This is a genomic window from Parasphingorhabdus sp. (genome assembly GCF_039939955.1).
GTDB lineage: Bacteria > Pseudomonadota > Alphaproteobacteria > Sphingomonadales > Sphingomonadaceae > Parasphingorhabdus.
This window is the reverse complement of record NZ_JBDVHS010000006.1, coordinates 291,872-307,460: the sequence shown is the minus strand read 5'-3', so window position 1 is coordinate 307,460 and position 15,589 is coordinate 291,872. Positions and strand designations below refer to the sequence as shown.

Annotated in this window: 14 protein-coding genes; all 14 read left to right on the top strand. The window is 55.2% G+C overall.

What is annotated here, in order from left to right:
• Positions 1-41 precede the first annotated feature (41 nt).
• The 14 genes from ABJG22_RS12645 to ABJG22_RS12580 are packed head-to-tail and all read left to right on the top strand — an operon-like array spanning position 42 to position 15,552.
• Positions 42-545, top strand: coding sequence for a division/cell wall cluster transcriptional repressor MraZ (locus ABJG22_RS12645; RefSeq protein ID WP_348020630.1), 504 nt, complete (start codon positions 42-44; stop codon positions 543-545).
• The gene (gene rsmH, locus ABJG22_RS12640) at positions 542-1,489 is read left to right on the top strand and encodes a 16S rRNA (cytosine(1402)-N(4))-methyltransferase RsmH (protein ID WP_348020629.1); all 948 of its coding nucleotides are present in this window, start codon (positions 542-544) and stop codon (positions 1,487-1,489) included. The genes ABJG22_RS12645 and rsmH overlap by 4 nt, the downstream gene beginning before the upstream one ends.
• Positions 1,486-2,085 (top strand): hypothetical protein, encoded by a 600-nt coding sequence (locus ABJG22_RS12635; protein ID WP_348020628.1) that lies wholly within the window; start codon positions 1,486-1,488, stop codon positions 2,083-2,085. Before rsmH ends, ABJG22_RS12635 begins: the two co-directional genes overlap by 4 nt.
• Positions 2,082-3,800, top strand: a complete 1,719-nt coding sequence (locus ABJG22_RS12630) for a penicillin-binding protein 2 (protein WP_348020627.1) — start codon at positions 2,082-2,084, stop codon at positions 3,798-3,800. The genes ABJG22_RS12635 and ABJG22_RS12630 overlap by 4 nt, the downstream gene beginning before the upstream one ends.
• Complete coding sequence (locus ABJG22_RS12625; protein WP_348020626.1) at positions 3,787-5,229, top strand: UDP-N-acetylmuramoyl-L-alanyl-D-glutamate--2,6-diaminopimelate ligase; 1,443 nt, start codon at positions 3,787-3,789, stop codon at positions 5,227-5,229. The genes ABJG22_RS12630 and ABJG22_RS12625 overlap by 14 nt, the downstream gene beginning before the upstream one ends.
• Complete coding sequence (gene murF / locus ABJG22_RS12620) at positions 5,226-6,623, top strand: UDP-N-acetylmuramoyl-tripeptide--D-alanyl-D-alanine ligase (protein WP_348020625.1); 1,398 nt, start codon at positions 5,226-5,228, stop codon at positions 6,621-6,623. The genes ABJG22_RS12625 and murF overlap by 4 nt, the downstream gene beginning before the upstream one ends.
• Positions 6,623-7,693: a phospho-N-acetylmuramoyl-pentapeptide-transferase gene (mraY, locus tag ABJG22_RS12615; RefSeq protein WP_348020624.1), complete on the top strand. Its 1,071-nt coding sequence runs from the start codon at positions 6,623-6,625 to the stop codon at positions 7,691-7,693. Before murF ends, mraY begins: the two co-directional genes overlap by 1 nt.
• The gene (gene murD / locus ABJG22_RS12610; protein WP_348020623.1) at positions 7,690-9,021 is read left to right on the top strand and encodes a UDP-N-acetylmuramoyl-L-alanine--D-glutamate ligase; all 1,332 of its coding nucleotides are present in this window, start codon (positions 7,690-7,692) and stop codon (positions 9,019-9,021) included. The genes mraY and murD overlap by 4 nt, the downstream gene beginning before the upstream one ends.
• Positions 9,021-10,280 (top strand): putative peptidoglycan glycosyltransferase FtsW, encoded by a 1,260-nt coding sequence (locus ABJG22_RS12605; RefSeq protein ID WP_348020622.1) that lies wholly within the window; start codon positions 9,021-9,023, stop codon positions 10,278-10,280. Before murD ends, ABJG22_RS12605 begins: the two co-directional genes overlap by 1 nt.
• Positions 10,277-11,461, top strand: coding sequence for an undecaprenyldiphospho-muramoylpentapeptide beta-N-acetylglucosaminyltransferase (gene murG / locus ABJG22_RS12600; RefSeq protein ID WP_348020621.1), 1,185 nt, complete (start codon positions 10,277-10,279; stop codon positions 11,459-11,461). The genes ABJG22_RS12605 and murG overlap by 4 nt, the downstream gene beginning before the upstream one ends.
• The gene (gene murC / locus ABJG22_RS12595) at positions 11,458-12,864 is read left to right on the top strand and encodes a UDP-N-acetylmuramate--L-alanine ligase (protein WP_348020620.1); all 1,407 of its coding nucleotides are present in this window, start codon (positions 11,458-11,460) and stop codon (positions 12,862-12,864) included. Before murG ends, murC begins: the two co-directional genes overlap by 4 nt.
• Entirely contained in the window at positions 12,861-13,757 is an 897-nt protein-coding gene (murB, locus tag ABJG22_RS12590; protein ID WP_348020619.1) for a UDP-N-acetylmuramate dehydrogenase, read from the top strand. The genes murC and murB overlap by 4 nt, the downstream gene beginning before the upstream one ends.
• On the top strand, positions 13,754-14,674 hold the full coding sequence (locus tag ABJG22_RS12585; RefSeq protein ID WP_348020618.1) for a D-alanine--D-alanine ligase: 921 nt from the start codon (positions 13,754-13,756) through the stop codon (positions 14,672-14,674). Before murB ends, ABJG22_RS12585 begins: the two co-directional genes overlap by 4 nt.
• Positions 14,671-15,552, top strand: coding sequence for an FtsQ-type POTRA domain-containing protein (locus tag ABJG22_RS12580; RefSeq protein ID WP_348020617.1), 882 nt, complete (start codon positions 14,671-14,673; stop codon positions 15,550-15,552). Before ABJG22_RS12585 ends, ABJG22_RS12580 begins: the two co-directional genes overlap by 4 nt.
• Positions 15,553-15,589: the final 37 nt, after the last annotated feature.

Below are 15,589 nucleotides of genomic sequence, written 5' to 3'. Positions count from 1 at the left end.
GGGAGATTATTGCCGCCGATACGGGTGAGGGATTTTCGGCTGTGTCAGGTGCATATGCATATTCAGGTTCCGCGATATCGGCGATAGACGACAAAGGTCGTTTGTCGGTACCCGCTTTCCTGCGCAAGAACCTGGTAGAAAGCAGTGATGGCCGGACGCTTTGCCTCGGTACCCATGAAAAATGGGATTGCTTGGTTGGCTTTGGCCTCAGCCGTAAAGCGGACATGCTCTCTGAAATTGACAAACAATGGGAAGCAGCAATCGCGCGCGGCGATAGTTTCGATAAAGATGCCGCCGGTGCCCGGAAATTTTCTTCGCTACAGGACTTGAGTTTTGACGCGAGCGGTCGCTTCATCCTTCCGCCGCAGCTGAGAGATATTGGCCAGCTGGATAGCCACGTGCTGTTTCACGGCATTGGTACGACCTTTTGCCTCTGGAACCCACAGACATTGCTCGACACGACGGATGACGTTCCGGTCGACCGCCGTTTGGTGGAGCATCACCTGAAAGAAGCGGGCCAGAAAAGCGGAGGGAAACAGAAGTGACCCTTGCGGCTGCGCCATCACATGTTCCCGTTCTGATTGATGAAGTGATCGACGCGCTCGCCATTACCCCTGGTGAGACGCATGTCGATGGCACATTCGGTGCGGGTGGTTATAGCGCTGCGATGCTGGATGCTGGCGCGACGGTGCATGCCTTTGATCAGGACCCCGATGCCATCGCAACCGGTCAGACCATGGTTGATGATCGTGACGGCAAGCTGAGGCTCCATCATGCTCGCTATTCCGAAATGGCGGAAGTTTTGGTTGAACAAGATATTGATGGCGTAACGCTAGATATCGGCGTGTCTTCCATGCAGCTGGATCAGGCGGAGCGCGGCTTTTCTTTCCAAAAAGACGGTCCGCTCGACATGCGGATGGCGCGTGATGGAGAGAGCGCAGCTGATTTTCTAAATGAAGCAGATGAAGAGATGATCGCCGACGTGATCTATCGCTATGGTGAGGAGCGTCGGTCACGGCGGATCGCCAAGGCGATTGTTGCTGCACGGCCCCTAACCCGGACCGCGCAGCTCGCGCAGGTTGTCAGAAAAGCTTTGGGATTTCGGGCGGGTGATAAAAAGGATCCGGCAACCCGGACCTTTCAAGCCATTCGTATCCACATCAATCGCGAATTGGGCGAACTGGAAGACGGTTTGGTAGCGGCGGAAAAACTGTTGCAGCCTGGCGGCCGTCTTGCGGTTGTTACCTTTCACAGCCTCGAAGATCGCATTGTCAAAAATTTTCTGCGGGATCGCAGCGGACTAAAGTCTGCTGGTTCTCGCCATCTTCCCCAGGTTAACGAGACACGGCCGGCACCCACCTTTCAAAAACCAGCCAAAGCGGTGCGTCCGGCCGGGGCGGAGCAGGCGCGTAATCCCCGAGCCCGCTCCGCCACCCTAAGATCAGCGGTGCGAACAAGCGCGCCGTCCAGCGATGGTGGAGAGCAATGAAGCTAGCAGTCAAACGCCTTGAAGGAATAGGATGGCTCGCCCTGGTTTTTCTGGTGGCGATTTTATTATATCCGCTTTCGCTCAGTGTCGCGACCTTGCGCAGCGACCTTGCGCGGACCGACAGCCAGATCGTCGAGGTCAAAAAAGAAATTCGTTATCTGGAAACAGAATTTAGCGCGCGCGCCAATCTGCGACAGTTAGAAGACTGGAATAAGCTGGAATTTGGCTATGCGTCGCCGCAGGCTTCGCAATATCTCGATGGCGAGAGGGCGCTCGCAAATCTTGGCGGCAAAGATCTACGCAAACCCGTTCAAGTGGCGGTGATCAGTTCGATGGAGAGCATCAAGCCGGCCGGTATTATCGGTTCGGTATTCGGTACCGCGCAGGCAAAGGACAGAAATCCTGATGGCAGCGCAATTGGAAGAGATAGCCATTCCGGTACGGCGAAGGATGGTGTTTCCGGCAAAATGGCTGGTGAGGCGCAAACGCGGACTACGCGAGTGGCCTTTTTGGAAGACAAGTTGCTCGATGACGGTCTTGTTCGCGATCTCGGTCGAAAAGCAATTGCAGAAAAGATTGAGAGCCTCGCTCGATGACGACACTTCTGGCCAACAGCAAGAAGGTTCAATTCTCGGGCAAAGCTAAGGAAGTCGTCGCAAGCGCCCATTTCCGGTTGATGGTGTTGCTGCTGGTTTTCCTGGCGGCTTTCACGATCATTGTTGGACGATTGGCCAGTTTTTCGATTTTGGAAGATGCCACGCCCTATCGGGCCTCAAGTAGCGCCTTTGTTCCTGCGCGTGGAGATATCGTAGATCGTAATGGCGTTGCGCTAGCACGGACCATGCGTGGCTATGCCGTTCGCGTGGTGCCAGCCCGGCTGCTGGGCGACAAAAAGACGTTGGCGCGGCAGCTTTCATCAATCTTCCCGGATACGAGTGCCGCAGAGTTTCTGCAAAAACTCAATGGGTCTCGTCCTACCTATCTTCGCCGCCGGGCGCTGCCCGAACAGGTCAAGCAGGTTCATGCATTGGGTGAAATCGGTATCGAATTTCCTCGTGAGGATGAGCGGCTCTATCCGCAGCGTGATTTGGCGGCGCATGTTCTTGGCTATGTGGATGCGGATGGCAAAGGCGTGATGGGCGTGGAGCGCGCGCTGAATGACCGTCTTACAGACAAGAATGTACGTGGCGCGCCCGCGACATTGTCGATCGACAGTCGGGTGCAAGCAGCGCTGGAAAGCGAGCTTCAGGACGCAATGGTCATGACGGAAGCGCGGGGCGCGGCCGGCATTATTTTGGACGTTGAAACCGGCGAAGTTATGGCGTTGGCCTCGCTTCCGGTGTTCAATCCCAATAAAATTCGGCAGGAATCGATGAAGCACCAGAATAATGAGGTGACTCAGAGTGTGTTCGAGCTGGGGTCGACGTTTAAGCCGTTGACCGTTGCCGCTGCTTTGGATGCCGGTACGGTTTCCGATCTGGCGGTCCGGTATAATGCGATGGAGCCGATCAAGGTCGCAGGCTTTACGATCAAGGATGACCACAGCCAGGATCGCTATCTGAATGTGCCAGAAACTCTGGTGCACAGCTCCAATATCGTTACGGCCCGTATTGCCGATAATCTCGGCAAGGAACCTATGGAGGATATGTTCCGCCGGCTTGGATTTGACGAACGGCCACATATTGAACTGGTCGAAAAAGGACATCCCATTTGGCCACGTAGCTGGGGAAGGGTTACCAATATGACGGTGGCTTATGGCCACGGTATTGCGGTTACGCCCCTCCATCTGGCCAGTGCCTATGCGGCGCTGGTGAACGGTGGTATCTGGCGTCCGGCAACATTGTTGAAAGTGGAGCCTGGAAAAGAAGCCAAGGGCCGCCGGGTCTTCAAGGCAGCGACCAGCGCACGGATGCGTCAGTTGCTGCGGATGATTGTTTCGGACGGGACCGGCCGCAAGGCGGATGCCGCAGGTTTCCGGGTTGGTGGCAAAACGGGTTCAGCAGAAAAACCATCTGAGGGCGGTTATAATAAGACGTCACTGGTTTCGACGTTCGCGGCTGCCTTTCCGATGGATAATCCGCGTTATGTGCTGATCACGATGCTCGATGAACCTAAAGGGACGGCACATACGTCCTTTCAGCGCACAGCGGGTTGGACGGCAGCGCCGGTTGTGAAGAAAGTGGTGCCACGCGTTGGTCCAATGCTCGGGGTTATTCCGGATGAACATCGCGATGTCGATGTTGCGGAATTGACGCCGCTTCTCTGGAAACCAAAGGCGAAACCCGAAGAGGAAAATCATGCGGCTGAATAGTCTGGTGCCAGGGTTGAACGGGGATGCTGGAGACCAGACGGTCAGCGGCTTTGCCATTGATCACCGCAAGATTGCATCGGGTAATATATTTGGCGCTTTTCGGGGTGCGAAGTTTAACGGCGAAGATTTTATCGAAGCGGCGGTTGCGGCTGGTGCTATCGCGGTGGTCGCGCATCCGGATGCGGTCGTTGAGGGTGCGGTGCACGTTGTCGACGAAGAGCCGAGGCGCTTGTTCGCACAGATGGCCGCTCGGTATTTTGTCCCGGCGCCCACTCATGTTGCCGCTGTTACCGGTACGAATGGCAAGACGTCGATCGCGGAGCTGACCCGTCAATTGTGGCGGATGGACGGGCACAATAGCGCATCTATCGGAACGCTCGGCGTCACAACCGCAGATGATCAGGTCAAGACGGGATTGACCACCCCCGATATCGTGACGTTTCTCTCCAACATGTCTGGCCTCGCGCGGGAAGGCGTTAGCCATGCGATTTTTGAAGCATCAAGCCATGGTCTGTCGCAATATCGCACAGAAGGACTGCCGGTTCAAATCGCAGCCTTTACCAATTTGAGCCGTGATCATCTGGATTATCATGGCGATATGGATAGTTATTTTGATGCCAAGATGCGACTGTTTGACGAGGTTACGGCGAGCGACGGAACCGCGGTAATTTGGGCAGATGATGATCCATGGTCGGGCAAAGCGATCCAGCATGCGGTTGACCGCGGACTGGATCTGCTAACGGTCGGTGAAAATGGATCGACGTTGCGGCTGGTGTCGCAAACGCCAACCCATTTGGGTCAGGTCCTGATGGTGAAAGCGCAGGGGAATACGCACCGTATCTCGCTGCCGCTCATTGGCGCCTATCAAGCCGCAAATATTTTGTGCGCAGCCGCCATCGTGCTGGCGACTGGTGGACTATTGGCAAATATCTTCGATCACATGCAGCGGGTGCAGCCCGTGCGCGGGCGGATGGAACGCGCGGTGATTACTCGTGCCGGCGCGCCTGTCTATGTTGATTATGCACATACTCCCGAAGCCTTGCGTGCGGCGATTGAAGCCTTGCGGCCTCATGTGACCGGTAAGCTGATCACTATCTTTGGCGCCGGTGGAGATCGGGATAAAGGCAAACGCCCGGAAATGGGCAAGATTGCGATAGAAATGTCTGATCATGTGATCGTGACGGATGACAATCCACGCAGCGAAGATCCAGCCACTATCCGCGCTGAAATCATGGCGGGCGCCAGTGGTGCCGACAATGTCGCTGACCGGCGGAAGGCTATTGCGCAGGCAATTGATCTCGCTGGTCCTCAAGATATCATTCTGCTGGCTGGAAAAGGCCATGAACAAGGCCAGATTGTCGGGGACAGGGTCATCCCCTTTGATGATGTCGAAGTGGCGCGAGAATGTGCAGGAGCGCAGCCGCTATGACTCATTTGTGGACATCATCCGCCATAGCGGAAGCGACGGCAGGCAAAGCTAGCGCGGATTTTACCGCTGACGGTGTTGCTTTTGACTCGCGTGAAATTGGTCCGGGCGACCTTTTTGTGGCGCTCAAAGGTGAGCATAGCGATGGCCATCTTCACGTCGAACAGGCCTTTTCTTCTGGTGCCGCCGGTGCCTTGGTCAGCAAGCCCGTTGATGGCCCCCATATATTGGTAACCGACACGGCTCAGGCTCTCGACGCGCTGGCAAAAGCTTCGCGGGCGCGCACCGATGCAAAGATCATCGGAGTGACTGGATCGGTCGGGAAGACCGGAACCAAAGAAGCCTTATACGCGGCATTGAAACGCTGTTCTTTTGGTGCGGCCCATCGATCGGTCAAAAGCTATAATAACCATGTTGGCGTTCCGTTGAGCCTGTCTCGGATGCCCGAAGATAGCAAATATGGTATTTTCGAAATGGGTATGAATCACGCGCATGAACTGTCTGCGTTGACGCGTCTTGTTCGTCCGCATGCTGCCATCATTACCGCTATCGCGCCGGTTCATATCGGTAACTTTCCCAATGGTGAGCTAAGCATTGTTGATGCCAAGGCTGAGATTTTTGAAGGGCTGATGCCGGGCGGAACAGCGATCATTCCGCATGACAGCCCTTATTATCAGCGGTTGCGGAAGAAGGCAGAACGCTACGCAGGTGAAGTGATATCTTTCGGATTTGATACCGAGGCGGATGTCCGTGCCGTGGATATGGTTTCCGCTCCTGAAGGCGGCTCACTTGTCACCGCGAAGCTTGGTGATCAGAGCCTTTGTTTCACGATAGCCGAGGCAGGACAGCATTGGGTGTCCAATTCCTTGGCAATTTTGGCCGCGGTGCGCGCGGTTGGCGGCGATCTTGCATCCGCGGGTCTTGCGCTTGCTGAGATGAGCGGCATTGACGGCCGCGGTCGCAGGCATTTCGTGTCCCTTAAGTCGGGCGGCAAAGCAGTCGTCATCGATGAAAGCTACAATGCAAATCCGGCGTCGATGAAGGCTACGTTACAACTTTTTGCAGCAGAGCAGTCCACAGGGCGAAAAATTACTATTCTGGGCGCAATGGGCGAACTAGGGGAGCAGTCAGTGCATTATCATGCGGCATTGGCGGACGATATTTTGCAAAGCGGGGCGGATGCGATCATTTTAGTCGGCGAAGATATGGCACATACCGTCGCGGAACTGGACCGGAACCTTGATCCGAATGTCAAAATATCACATGTCGAAAATGCTTCGGAGGCTTTGGCCGAGGCGGGAAAAATGCTCGACGATGGTGATGCTCTTTTGATCAAGGGATCGAATTATTTGGGACTTTCCTCCGTGGTTTCCGCGTTGGTGAGTGGGGAGTATTGATGTTTTATTTTTTGGCACAATGGTTTGAATTTGAAGGCATTTTCAATGTCTTTCGGTATCTGAGTTTCCGATCCGGTGCCGCCGTTTCAACCTCTTTGTTCATTGGGCTTTTGATCGGTCCCAAATTCATCAGCATGCTGCGCATGCGGCAGGGCAAGGGGCAGCCGATCCGCGAGGACGGCCCGATTACCCATCTCAAAAAAGCAGGAACTCCCACGATGGGTGGTCTGATGATCCTGATCTCCGTTGTGACGTCGCTGCTGCTGTGGATGGACCTCAGCAATATGTTTGTCTGGGCCTGTATTTTCGTGACGCTCGGTTTTGGCGCCATTGGTTTCATGGATGACTATGACAAGGTCCGTAAAGCCAGCCACAAAGGCGTTCCAGGGCGTGTGCGTCTGTTGCTGGAATTTGTGGTTGCGGGCCTCGCCACTTGGATGATTGTGGAGCAGATAGGGACCAGTCTCTATGTGCCGTTTTTCAACGATGTGCAGATTGATCTGGGCTATTTCTATATTCCCTTTGCCATGTTTGTGATTGTCGGAGCGGGTAATGCGGTTAATCTGACCGACGGCCTGGATGGCCTTGCCACCATGCCGGTGGTGATCGCCAGCGCGACCTTCCTGATCCTCGTATATCTTTCCGGCAATGCCGTTTTCTCGGAATATCTCGGTATCCCATTTGTTCGCGGAGCCGGTGAACTGGCAATCTTCTGCGCCTGTGTGATCGGAGCCTGTCTCGCCTTCTTGTGGTTCAATGCGCCGCCCGCAGCGGTCTTCATGGGAGACACCGGCAGTCTGGCGCTCGGCGGAGCGCTTGGCGCCATCGCGGTTTCCATCCATCATGAAATCGTGCTGGCAATCGTCGGCGGCTTGTTCGTGCTGGAAGCGGTATCGGTCATTGTTCAGGTCTTCTTCTTCAAACGCACCGGTCGCCGTGTCTTTCGCATGGCCCCGATCCATCACCATTTTGAGCAGCTTGGCTGGTCCGAATCCACCATCGTGATCCGTTTCTGGATCATCAGTCTGGTGCTCGCCCTTGCCGGCTTGGCAACGTTGAAACTCAGATGATTGTCTCCTCCGCTTTTGCTGGAAAACGTTATGCCATCCTTGGATTGGCTCGTTCCGGCATGGCCGTGCTGGAGAGCTTGCACGCGAGCGGAGCAGAATTGCTTGCTTGGGATAATCGTGAAGAATTGCGCGACAGTGTCGCGGATAAAGCCCTTGTCGCTGATCCTCTGGAATCAGATTTGACCGGCTATGATGCTATTGTTGTGTCTCCCGGTGTACCGTTGAACAACCACCCTATTGCGCAAAAGGCAGAAGCCGACGGAGTCCCCATCGTCGGTGATATCGAGCTTTTTTCTCAGGCGCGGTCTTCCTTGCCTCCGCATCGGGTTGTCGGCATCACGGGCACTAATGGAAAGTCCACGACGACCGCCTTGATCCATCATATATTGGAAAGCGCGGGTGTACCCGCCTTGATGGGCGGGAATATCGGAGTACCCATTCTATCGCAGCCGCCGATGCCAGAGGGTGGTGTTTATGTTCTGGAGCTATCAAGCTACCAGATTGATCTGACGCATAGTCTCGATTGTGACGTTGCGCTCTTGCTCAATATCAGTCCCGACCATCTGGATCGCTATGACGGGTTTGATGCTTATGCCGCATCCAAAGCACGCCTGTTCGATATGTTGACGCCCGAACATACGGCAATATTTGCTGGTGATGATGAAAAAACCCGAATGGCTCTGCACGGTCTGCGCGATTTGGGCCATGTCCAGGATATTGTCGATACGAGCGCTACGGAGATTGCCGGACAAGCAGATTGGCCATCGCTGCAGGGGCCGCATAATCTTCAAAACACCATTGCGGCCATCGCTGTGGTTGAAGCGTTGGGTATTTCTGAAGCGCAATGGCGTCCGGCGCTAGAGTCCTTTTCTGGTTTGGCGCACCGGATGGAACGTGTTGCGGAGTCCAACGGGGTGTTGTTTGTGAATGACAGCAAAGCAACCAATCCCGCGTCCACTGGCCCCGCGCTTGGCGCTTATCCGAAAATTCATTGGATCCTCGGTGGCCTGCCAAAGAGCGACACGCTGGCCGAATGTGAACCCTTCTACAAAAATGTTGTCCATGCTTATACCATCGGCGAGGCTGGACCCTTGTTTGGAACATTATTGACGGATCATATGCCGGTCGAATCCAGTGAAATGATCTTGACCGCGGTGCAACGCGCGGCGGCCAATGCCAAGCCTGGTGAAGTGGTTTTGCTGTCGCCAGCCTGTGCGTCTTTTGATCAGTTTCGCGATTTTGAAGCGCGCGGCGATTGTTTCCGCAGCGCTGTCAATTCGGTGATAGAAAATGGTTTAATCGGAACTGCAACCGGGGAGGCAGGCTGATGAGCACATCTGAACAAAATGCCAGCGCCGAAACGCCTCGCCCGGAAATTGCGGAAGCGATCAAAAAGAAACGCTTTCAATTGGAATCACGCCTCGGGCGCAGTGATCGGTCTCCGCTCGCGATCTGGTTTTGGGAACTTGATCGGGTTTTGCTCGGATTGATCCTGACGCTGGTTGCCATTGGTTTGATCGCGGTTGCCGCAGCTTCGCCTGTCACTGCGATGAAGCAAAGCACTGCGGCGGTTACGATCGAACCCTTATATTATTTCTACCGCCAGCTTGGCTGGGTGGTGATCGGTGTCCCGCTGATGCTAGTGGTTTCGATGCTGCCGAAAGAACAAGCGCGGCGTTTTGCCATTTTGGCGGCTATCGGAGCTCTCGTTCTGTTATTCCTCGTTCCGGTTTTTGGCAAATCCGTCAACGGCGCGCAGCGGTGGATCGGCTATGGTTTTGCGACTGTTCAGCCGGGTGAGTTTCTCAAACCGCTTTATGCGGTGACGCTGGCATGGCTGTTATCTCTCCGGGTCAAGGACCCAGCTTTGCCGGTTATTTCGCTTTCTGTGATATTGACCGGAGTTATCGCGGTTCTTTTGATGATGCAGCCCAATCTGGGTCAGACGATTATCTTCTGTGGCATTTGGTTTGCGGTAATGACCGTTTCCGGCTTGTCAGCGCGGTTGATTGGGGCGGTCAGCATTGCTGGTGTTGGTAGTCTTTTTGCGGCCTATTTTCTATATCCCGTTGCGACCCAACGGATCAACGCATGGCTGTTTGGCGGAGGCGAGTTTGATCAGGTCATGCTGGCGCACAAGGCTTTGACGGGCGGTGGCTTGTTGGGCACCGGGCCGGGACTGGGGACTGCGAAGTTCAAACTGCCCGAAGCGCATACCGATTATATTTTTTCGGTCATCGGCGAAGAATTCGGACTCCTTGCCTGTATCGCCATCGCACTGGTCTATCTTGCGATCATCGTCCGCGTGTTCCTGAGGCTGCTTGATGAAGAGGATAATTTCATCATTCTCGCCGTGTCTGGTCTGACCGCTCAATTCGGCGGACAGGCGCTGATCAATATGGCGGTGAACCTTCAGCTTTTCCCGTCCAAAGGTATGACGCTGCCGTTCATCAGCTATGGTGGATCATCGATTTTGGCTTTGTGTATCGGGGTTGGACTTTTGCTCGCATTTACGCGACGAAACCCGTATCTTGACCGTTCACAATATGTCTCGGCTTGGCCCGAGCGAGGACGGATGCCGATATGAGTTTTTCGAAACATTATGTGTTGGCCGCTGGTGGAACCGGCGGCCATATGATTCCGGCTTATGCATTGGCCCGGGAACTGGTATTGCGTGGCCATCGGGTGGCGCTGATCACCGACGAACGTGGTGAAAAAATCCCTGGCATGGTTGATGATGCGCAGGTTCATGTTCTGCCCGCTGGCCGGATTACCAAGGACCCGCGCAGTTGGGTCGGTGGAACACGCGCCATTCTAAAAGGTCGCCGAATGGCGATGGAGCTTTACGACACATTCCAGCCATCGGCCGTTATCGGCTTTGGTGGCTATCCCGCCTATCCCGCCTTGCTTGCGGCGAACAGCCAGAATATCCCCACGGTCGTGCACGAACAAAATGCGGTGCTCGGTCGCGTCAACCGGCTTGCGGCGCGGACGGTCAATGCCATTGCTACGGCCTATCCCGACGTATTGCGGATAAAGCCGAAATATCTGGAAAAGGTTCATCTCGTCGGCAACCCGGTACGCGAGGAAGTGGTCGCCTTGCGGGAAGAACCTTATCCGCCGTTGCTGGAAGATGGCATTTTCCGCGTATTGGTGACGGGCGGCAGTCAAGGGGCTTCCATCCTTTCCGATGTGGTGCCGGACGCCATGGCTATGCTGCCGGTGCATTTACGCCGCCGGTTGCAGATCACCCAGCAATGCCGCGAAGCAGATATTGAGTATGTGCGCGCGAAATATGCCGAACATGATATTCCAGCGGAACTGGCTACCTATTTGTCAGACCTGCCCCAGCGTTTAGGTTGGGCACATTTGGTGATTGGGCGGGCAGGGGCGTCGACTATCGCCGAACTGACCACCGCTGGCCGTCCGGCGATTTTGATACCGCTGCCAAGCGCGATGGATGATCATCAGACATATAATGTGAAAGAAATGGTGGAATCCGGCGGCGCGCGCGCGATTTCACAATCGCAGTTTACGGCCAAAGAGCTTGCCAAGCAGATGCAGAAAATGGCGCTCCGGCCCGGCGCATTGGAAAATGCGGCGCGTTTCGCGGCAAAATGCGGTCGCCCGGAAGCGGTGAATGATTTGGCTGACTTGGTCGAGAGCTTCGGAACTTCCCCTCTGGGCAAGACAATGAAATTGAAGAAAGAAAAGCAGCAGATGATGTCATCTCGCAAGGAAGCACTGGCCAAGGACAATGTTCAGTGAAGGGCGTTGGCACGGATATCGGGACAATCCATTTCGTCGGCATCGGCGGCATCGGCATGTCTGGTATCGCCGAAGTGATGCACAATATGGGCTATCAAATTCAAGGTAGCGACATCGCCGACAGCTATGTGGTGGAAGGCCTGCGAGCCAAGGGCATTGATGTCAAAATCGGTCACAGCGCAGAGAATGTTGAAGGCACTGCGGTTGTGGTGACATCAACGGCCGTCCAACGCGGCAATCCCGAAGTAGAAGCGGCTCTGGCAAACCGGATACCTCTCGTACGTCGGGCGGAAATGCTCGCCGAGCTGATGCGGCTCAAATCGACCATTGCGATTGCCGGTACCCATGGCAAGACGACCACAACATCGATGGTCGCCGCGATGCTGGATGCAGGCGGCATTGATCCAACGGTCATCAACGGTGGGATCATCAATCAATATGGCTCCAACGCGCGGCTCGGTGACAGCGAGTGGATGGTGATTGAGGCAGACGAAAGCGATGGCAGTTTTCTAAGGTTGGACGGCACGATTGCGGTTGTCACCAATATCGATGCCGAGCATCTTGATCATTATGGCAGCTTCGAAAAGATCAAGGACAGCTTTGTCGAGTTTATCGAAAATGTCCCCTTTTACGGGGCCGCTATTCTGTGCATCGATCATCCCGAAGTACAGGCTGTATTGACGCGCATTCGTGACCGGCGGATCACCACTTACGGGTTTTCTGCTCAGGCCGACGTCAAAGGCGTCAATGTGACACCAATTCCCGGCGGCAACCGGTTTGATGTGGATGTCCGTGACCGAGATGGTGAGACCCGAACCATTGAAGCGATTACATTGCCCATGCCGGGTCGACATAATGTACAAAATGCCATTGCTGCAGTTGCTGTAGGGCTAGAGATGGGCATGAGTGACGCGCAGATCGCAAAGGGCTTTGATGAATTTGGGGGCGTCAAACGGCGCTTTACAAAGGTTGGAGAAGTCGACGGTGTGATCATCATCGATGATTATGGTCATCATCCGGTCGAAATTCAGGCCGTGCTTTCGGCGGGACGCGAAGGCGCAGAAGGCCGCGTGATCGCTGTTGTGCAACCGCATCGTTTCACTCGTCTGCGCGACCATATGGAAGAATTCCAAGGCGCGTTTAACGACGCTGATATGGTTTTTGTGACTCCGGTTTACGTAGCTGGCGAGGAGCCCATCGAAGGCATTGACAGCGACGCACTGGTAAATGGATTGAAGACGCGCGGGCATCGGCTTGCGGAAACGGTCGCAGATCAGCAGGCGTTGGCGAAACGGCTGGCGGAGGAAGTGCAGCCAAAGGATATGGTCATTTGTCTGGGAGCCGGTGATATTACCAAATGGGCTGCGGGACTTGCGGACGACATAGCGGCGGCGCGCAAATGAATGCAATTGTCGCCATGCCCGACGCGCGCGGCAAGCTGACCGAAAATGCTCCCTTGGCGCCTTTGGTGTGGTTCAAGAGCGGTGGATCAGCGCAATGGCTGTTCGAACCAAAAGATATGGAAGATCTGCAGCAGTTTCTGCGCGACCTAGATCCGGCAATAGCGGTCTGGCCGCTTGGTTTGGGATCGAATTTGATCATCCGCGACGGCGGCATTCCGGGCGTGGTCGTCAGGCTGGGCAAGGCTTTTGCCGCTATTGAGGCAGATGGGCTAACGTTGCGCTGCGGGGCAGGGGCACCCGGTATCTCGGCAGCCAGCACCGCCCGCGATCACGGGATTGCTGGCATGGAATTTTTACGGGGCATCCCTGGCACAATTGGCGGCGCGGTGCGCATGAATGCGGGCGCTTATGGCCGCGAAGTTTGTGACATTTTGAACAGTGCGGATGTGATCCTGCGCAACGGCGACCGGGCGACGATTTCCTTAGCGGACATGGGATATAGCTATCGCCATTCGACCCTGCCCGCAGGATCCATTGTCGTGAGCGCGACATTGAGCGGTGATGCCGGTGATCCTGAGATTATTGGCGCGGAAATGAAACGCATCGCCGAAGAGCGCGAAGCTTCGCAGCCACTGCGGACCAAGACCGGGGGTTCTACCTATAAGAACCCGGATGGCCAAAAAGCCTGGCAGCTGGTCGACGCGGCCGGATGCCGTGGTTTGCAGATGGGGCAGGCACAAGTGTCGGAGAAACATTGTAATTTCCTGATCAATCTCGGTGGCGCCACATCGGCGGATATTGAAGCGCTGGGAGATGAAGTGCGCAAACGCGTCAAAGCCCATAGCGGCGTCGAACTGCAATGGGAAATTCAGCGCGTGGGAGATGCAGCATGAGTGATAGGCTCCACATCGCGGTCCTGATGGGTGGCTGGTCCGCAGAACGTGACGTATCGCTGACCAGCGGCAATGGTGTTGCCGATGCGCTCGAAAAAAATGGGCACCAGGTGACCCGCGTCGACATGGATCGCAATGTTGCGCTCGTACTGGATGGCATCAAGCCTGATGTTGTGTTCAACGCGCTGCACGGCGTGCCGGGCGAAGATGGTAGCGTGCAGGGCATGCTCGATCTGATGCAAATCCCCTATACCCATAGCGGGCTTGCCACTTCGGTGATCGCGATCGACAAGGAATTAACCAAGCAACAGCTGGTGCCCGCTGGAATCCCGATGCCAAAGGGTGAAATTGTTTCCAGCGCGAGCTTATATGAGGCTGACCCATTGCCGCGTCCCTATGTTCTGAAACCCGTGAATGAGGGGTCTTCTGTCGGTGTTGCGATCGTGACCGATGACAGCAATTACGGAAACCCGATCAGTCGCGACGCTGTCGGTCCTTGGCAGGAATTTGATGAATTGCTTGCCGAACCTTTCATTCGGGGGCGCGAACTGACGACTGCGGTTGTTGGCGGCAAGGCGCTTTGCGTGACCGAGTTGAAGACCGCGCAAGGTTTCTACGACTATGATGCCAAATATACCGATGGTCTGACCGAACATGTCTGTCCTGCCGAAATTCCCAAAGATATTGAGCAGCTGTGCCTCGACTATGCTCTGCGTGCTCATCAGATTTTGGGCTGCAAGGGGACGTCGCGTACCGACTATCGCTGGGACGATCAGCAAGGCGTCGAAGGCTTGTTCGTGCTGGAGACCAATACCCAGCCTGGCATGACGCCGCTCAGTCTTGTTCCCGAACAGGCCAAGCATGTCGGGATTAGCTATGAACAATTGGTCGAATTGATTATAAGAGATGCGCTATGACAGCTAACCAGAAACGCACCAATCGCAAGGTTAAGGGCAAGCCGCGCAAGCAGGCCAAGCGCAAGGTCAAGAAAGTCTCGATTTTTGACAAGATGCTGCGGGCGATGCCGGTTAGCGAGGCGCAGGTGCAAAAAGGCCTGACATGGGGGCTGGTGGCGGTGTTTGTTCTGGGTGCTTATAGCGTCGCCCATTATTCCGGTATCAACGACCGTATCAAAGCCGAGGTCGCAACGGCGGTCGGCAATGCCGGTTTTGAAGTGAAACGGGTCGAGGTCAGTGGCGTCAATCGCATTGATGAACTGAAAGTCTATGAAATCACCCTAGCGCAGAAAGATCGATCGATGCTGCTGGTGGACATTAACGCAGTACGCGACGACTTGTTGGCCGATGGCTGGATCAAAGATGCACGGGTTTCTCGACGGCTTCCTGACACGCTGGTCGTGGACATTATCGAGCGTGAACCTGTTGCTGTCTGGCAGTATAAGGGCAATCTGTCGTTGATTGATAAAACCGGCTATCCGTTGGAAGAAATCACCAAAGAAGAAATTCCCGACCTGCCGGTCATCGTGGGCAAGAGAGCCAATTTGAAATTCACTCAGCTGGATGTACTGCTCGATGTGGCCCCGGCTCTCCGCCCGATGGTGACGGGTGCGACGTGGATTGGCAATCGCCGCTGGAATCTTGAATTTGATAGCGGTGAAACGCTGGCCCTGCCGGAAGGCGAAGAAACGGCATCGGCCGCTCTGCTGAATTTCGCGCGCATGGACGGCGTTAATCGACTGCTTGGCCGCGGCGTGGTTCATTTTGATCTACGCGACGCCGAGCGCGCTTATCTGAGAATGCCGCCAAAACCAGCACCGGCCGACCCGGAAAGTTGATGGCCAGCAGAATGGAGTGCATGGTGGCGATAATGAT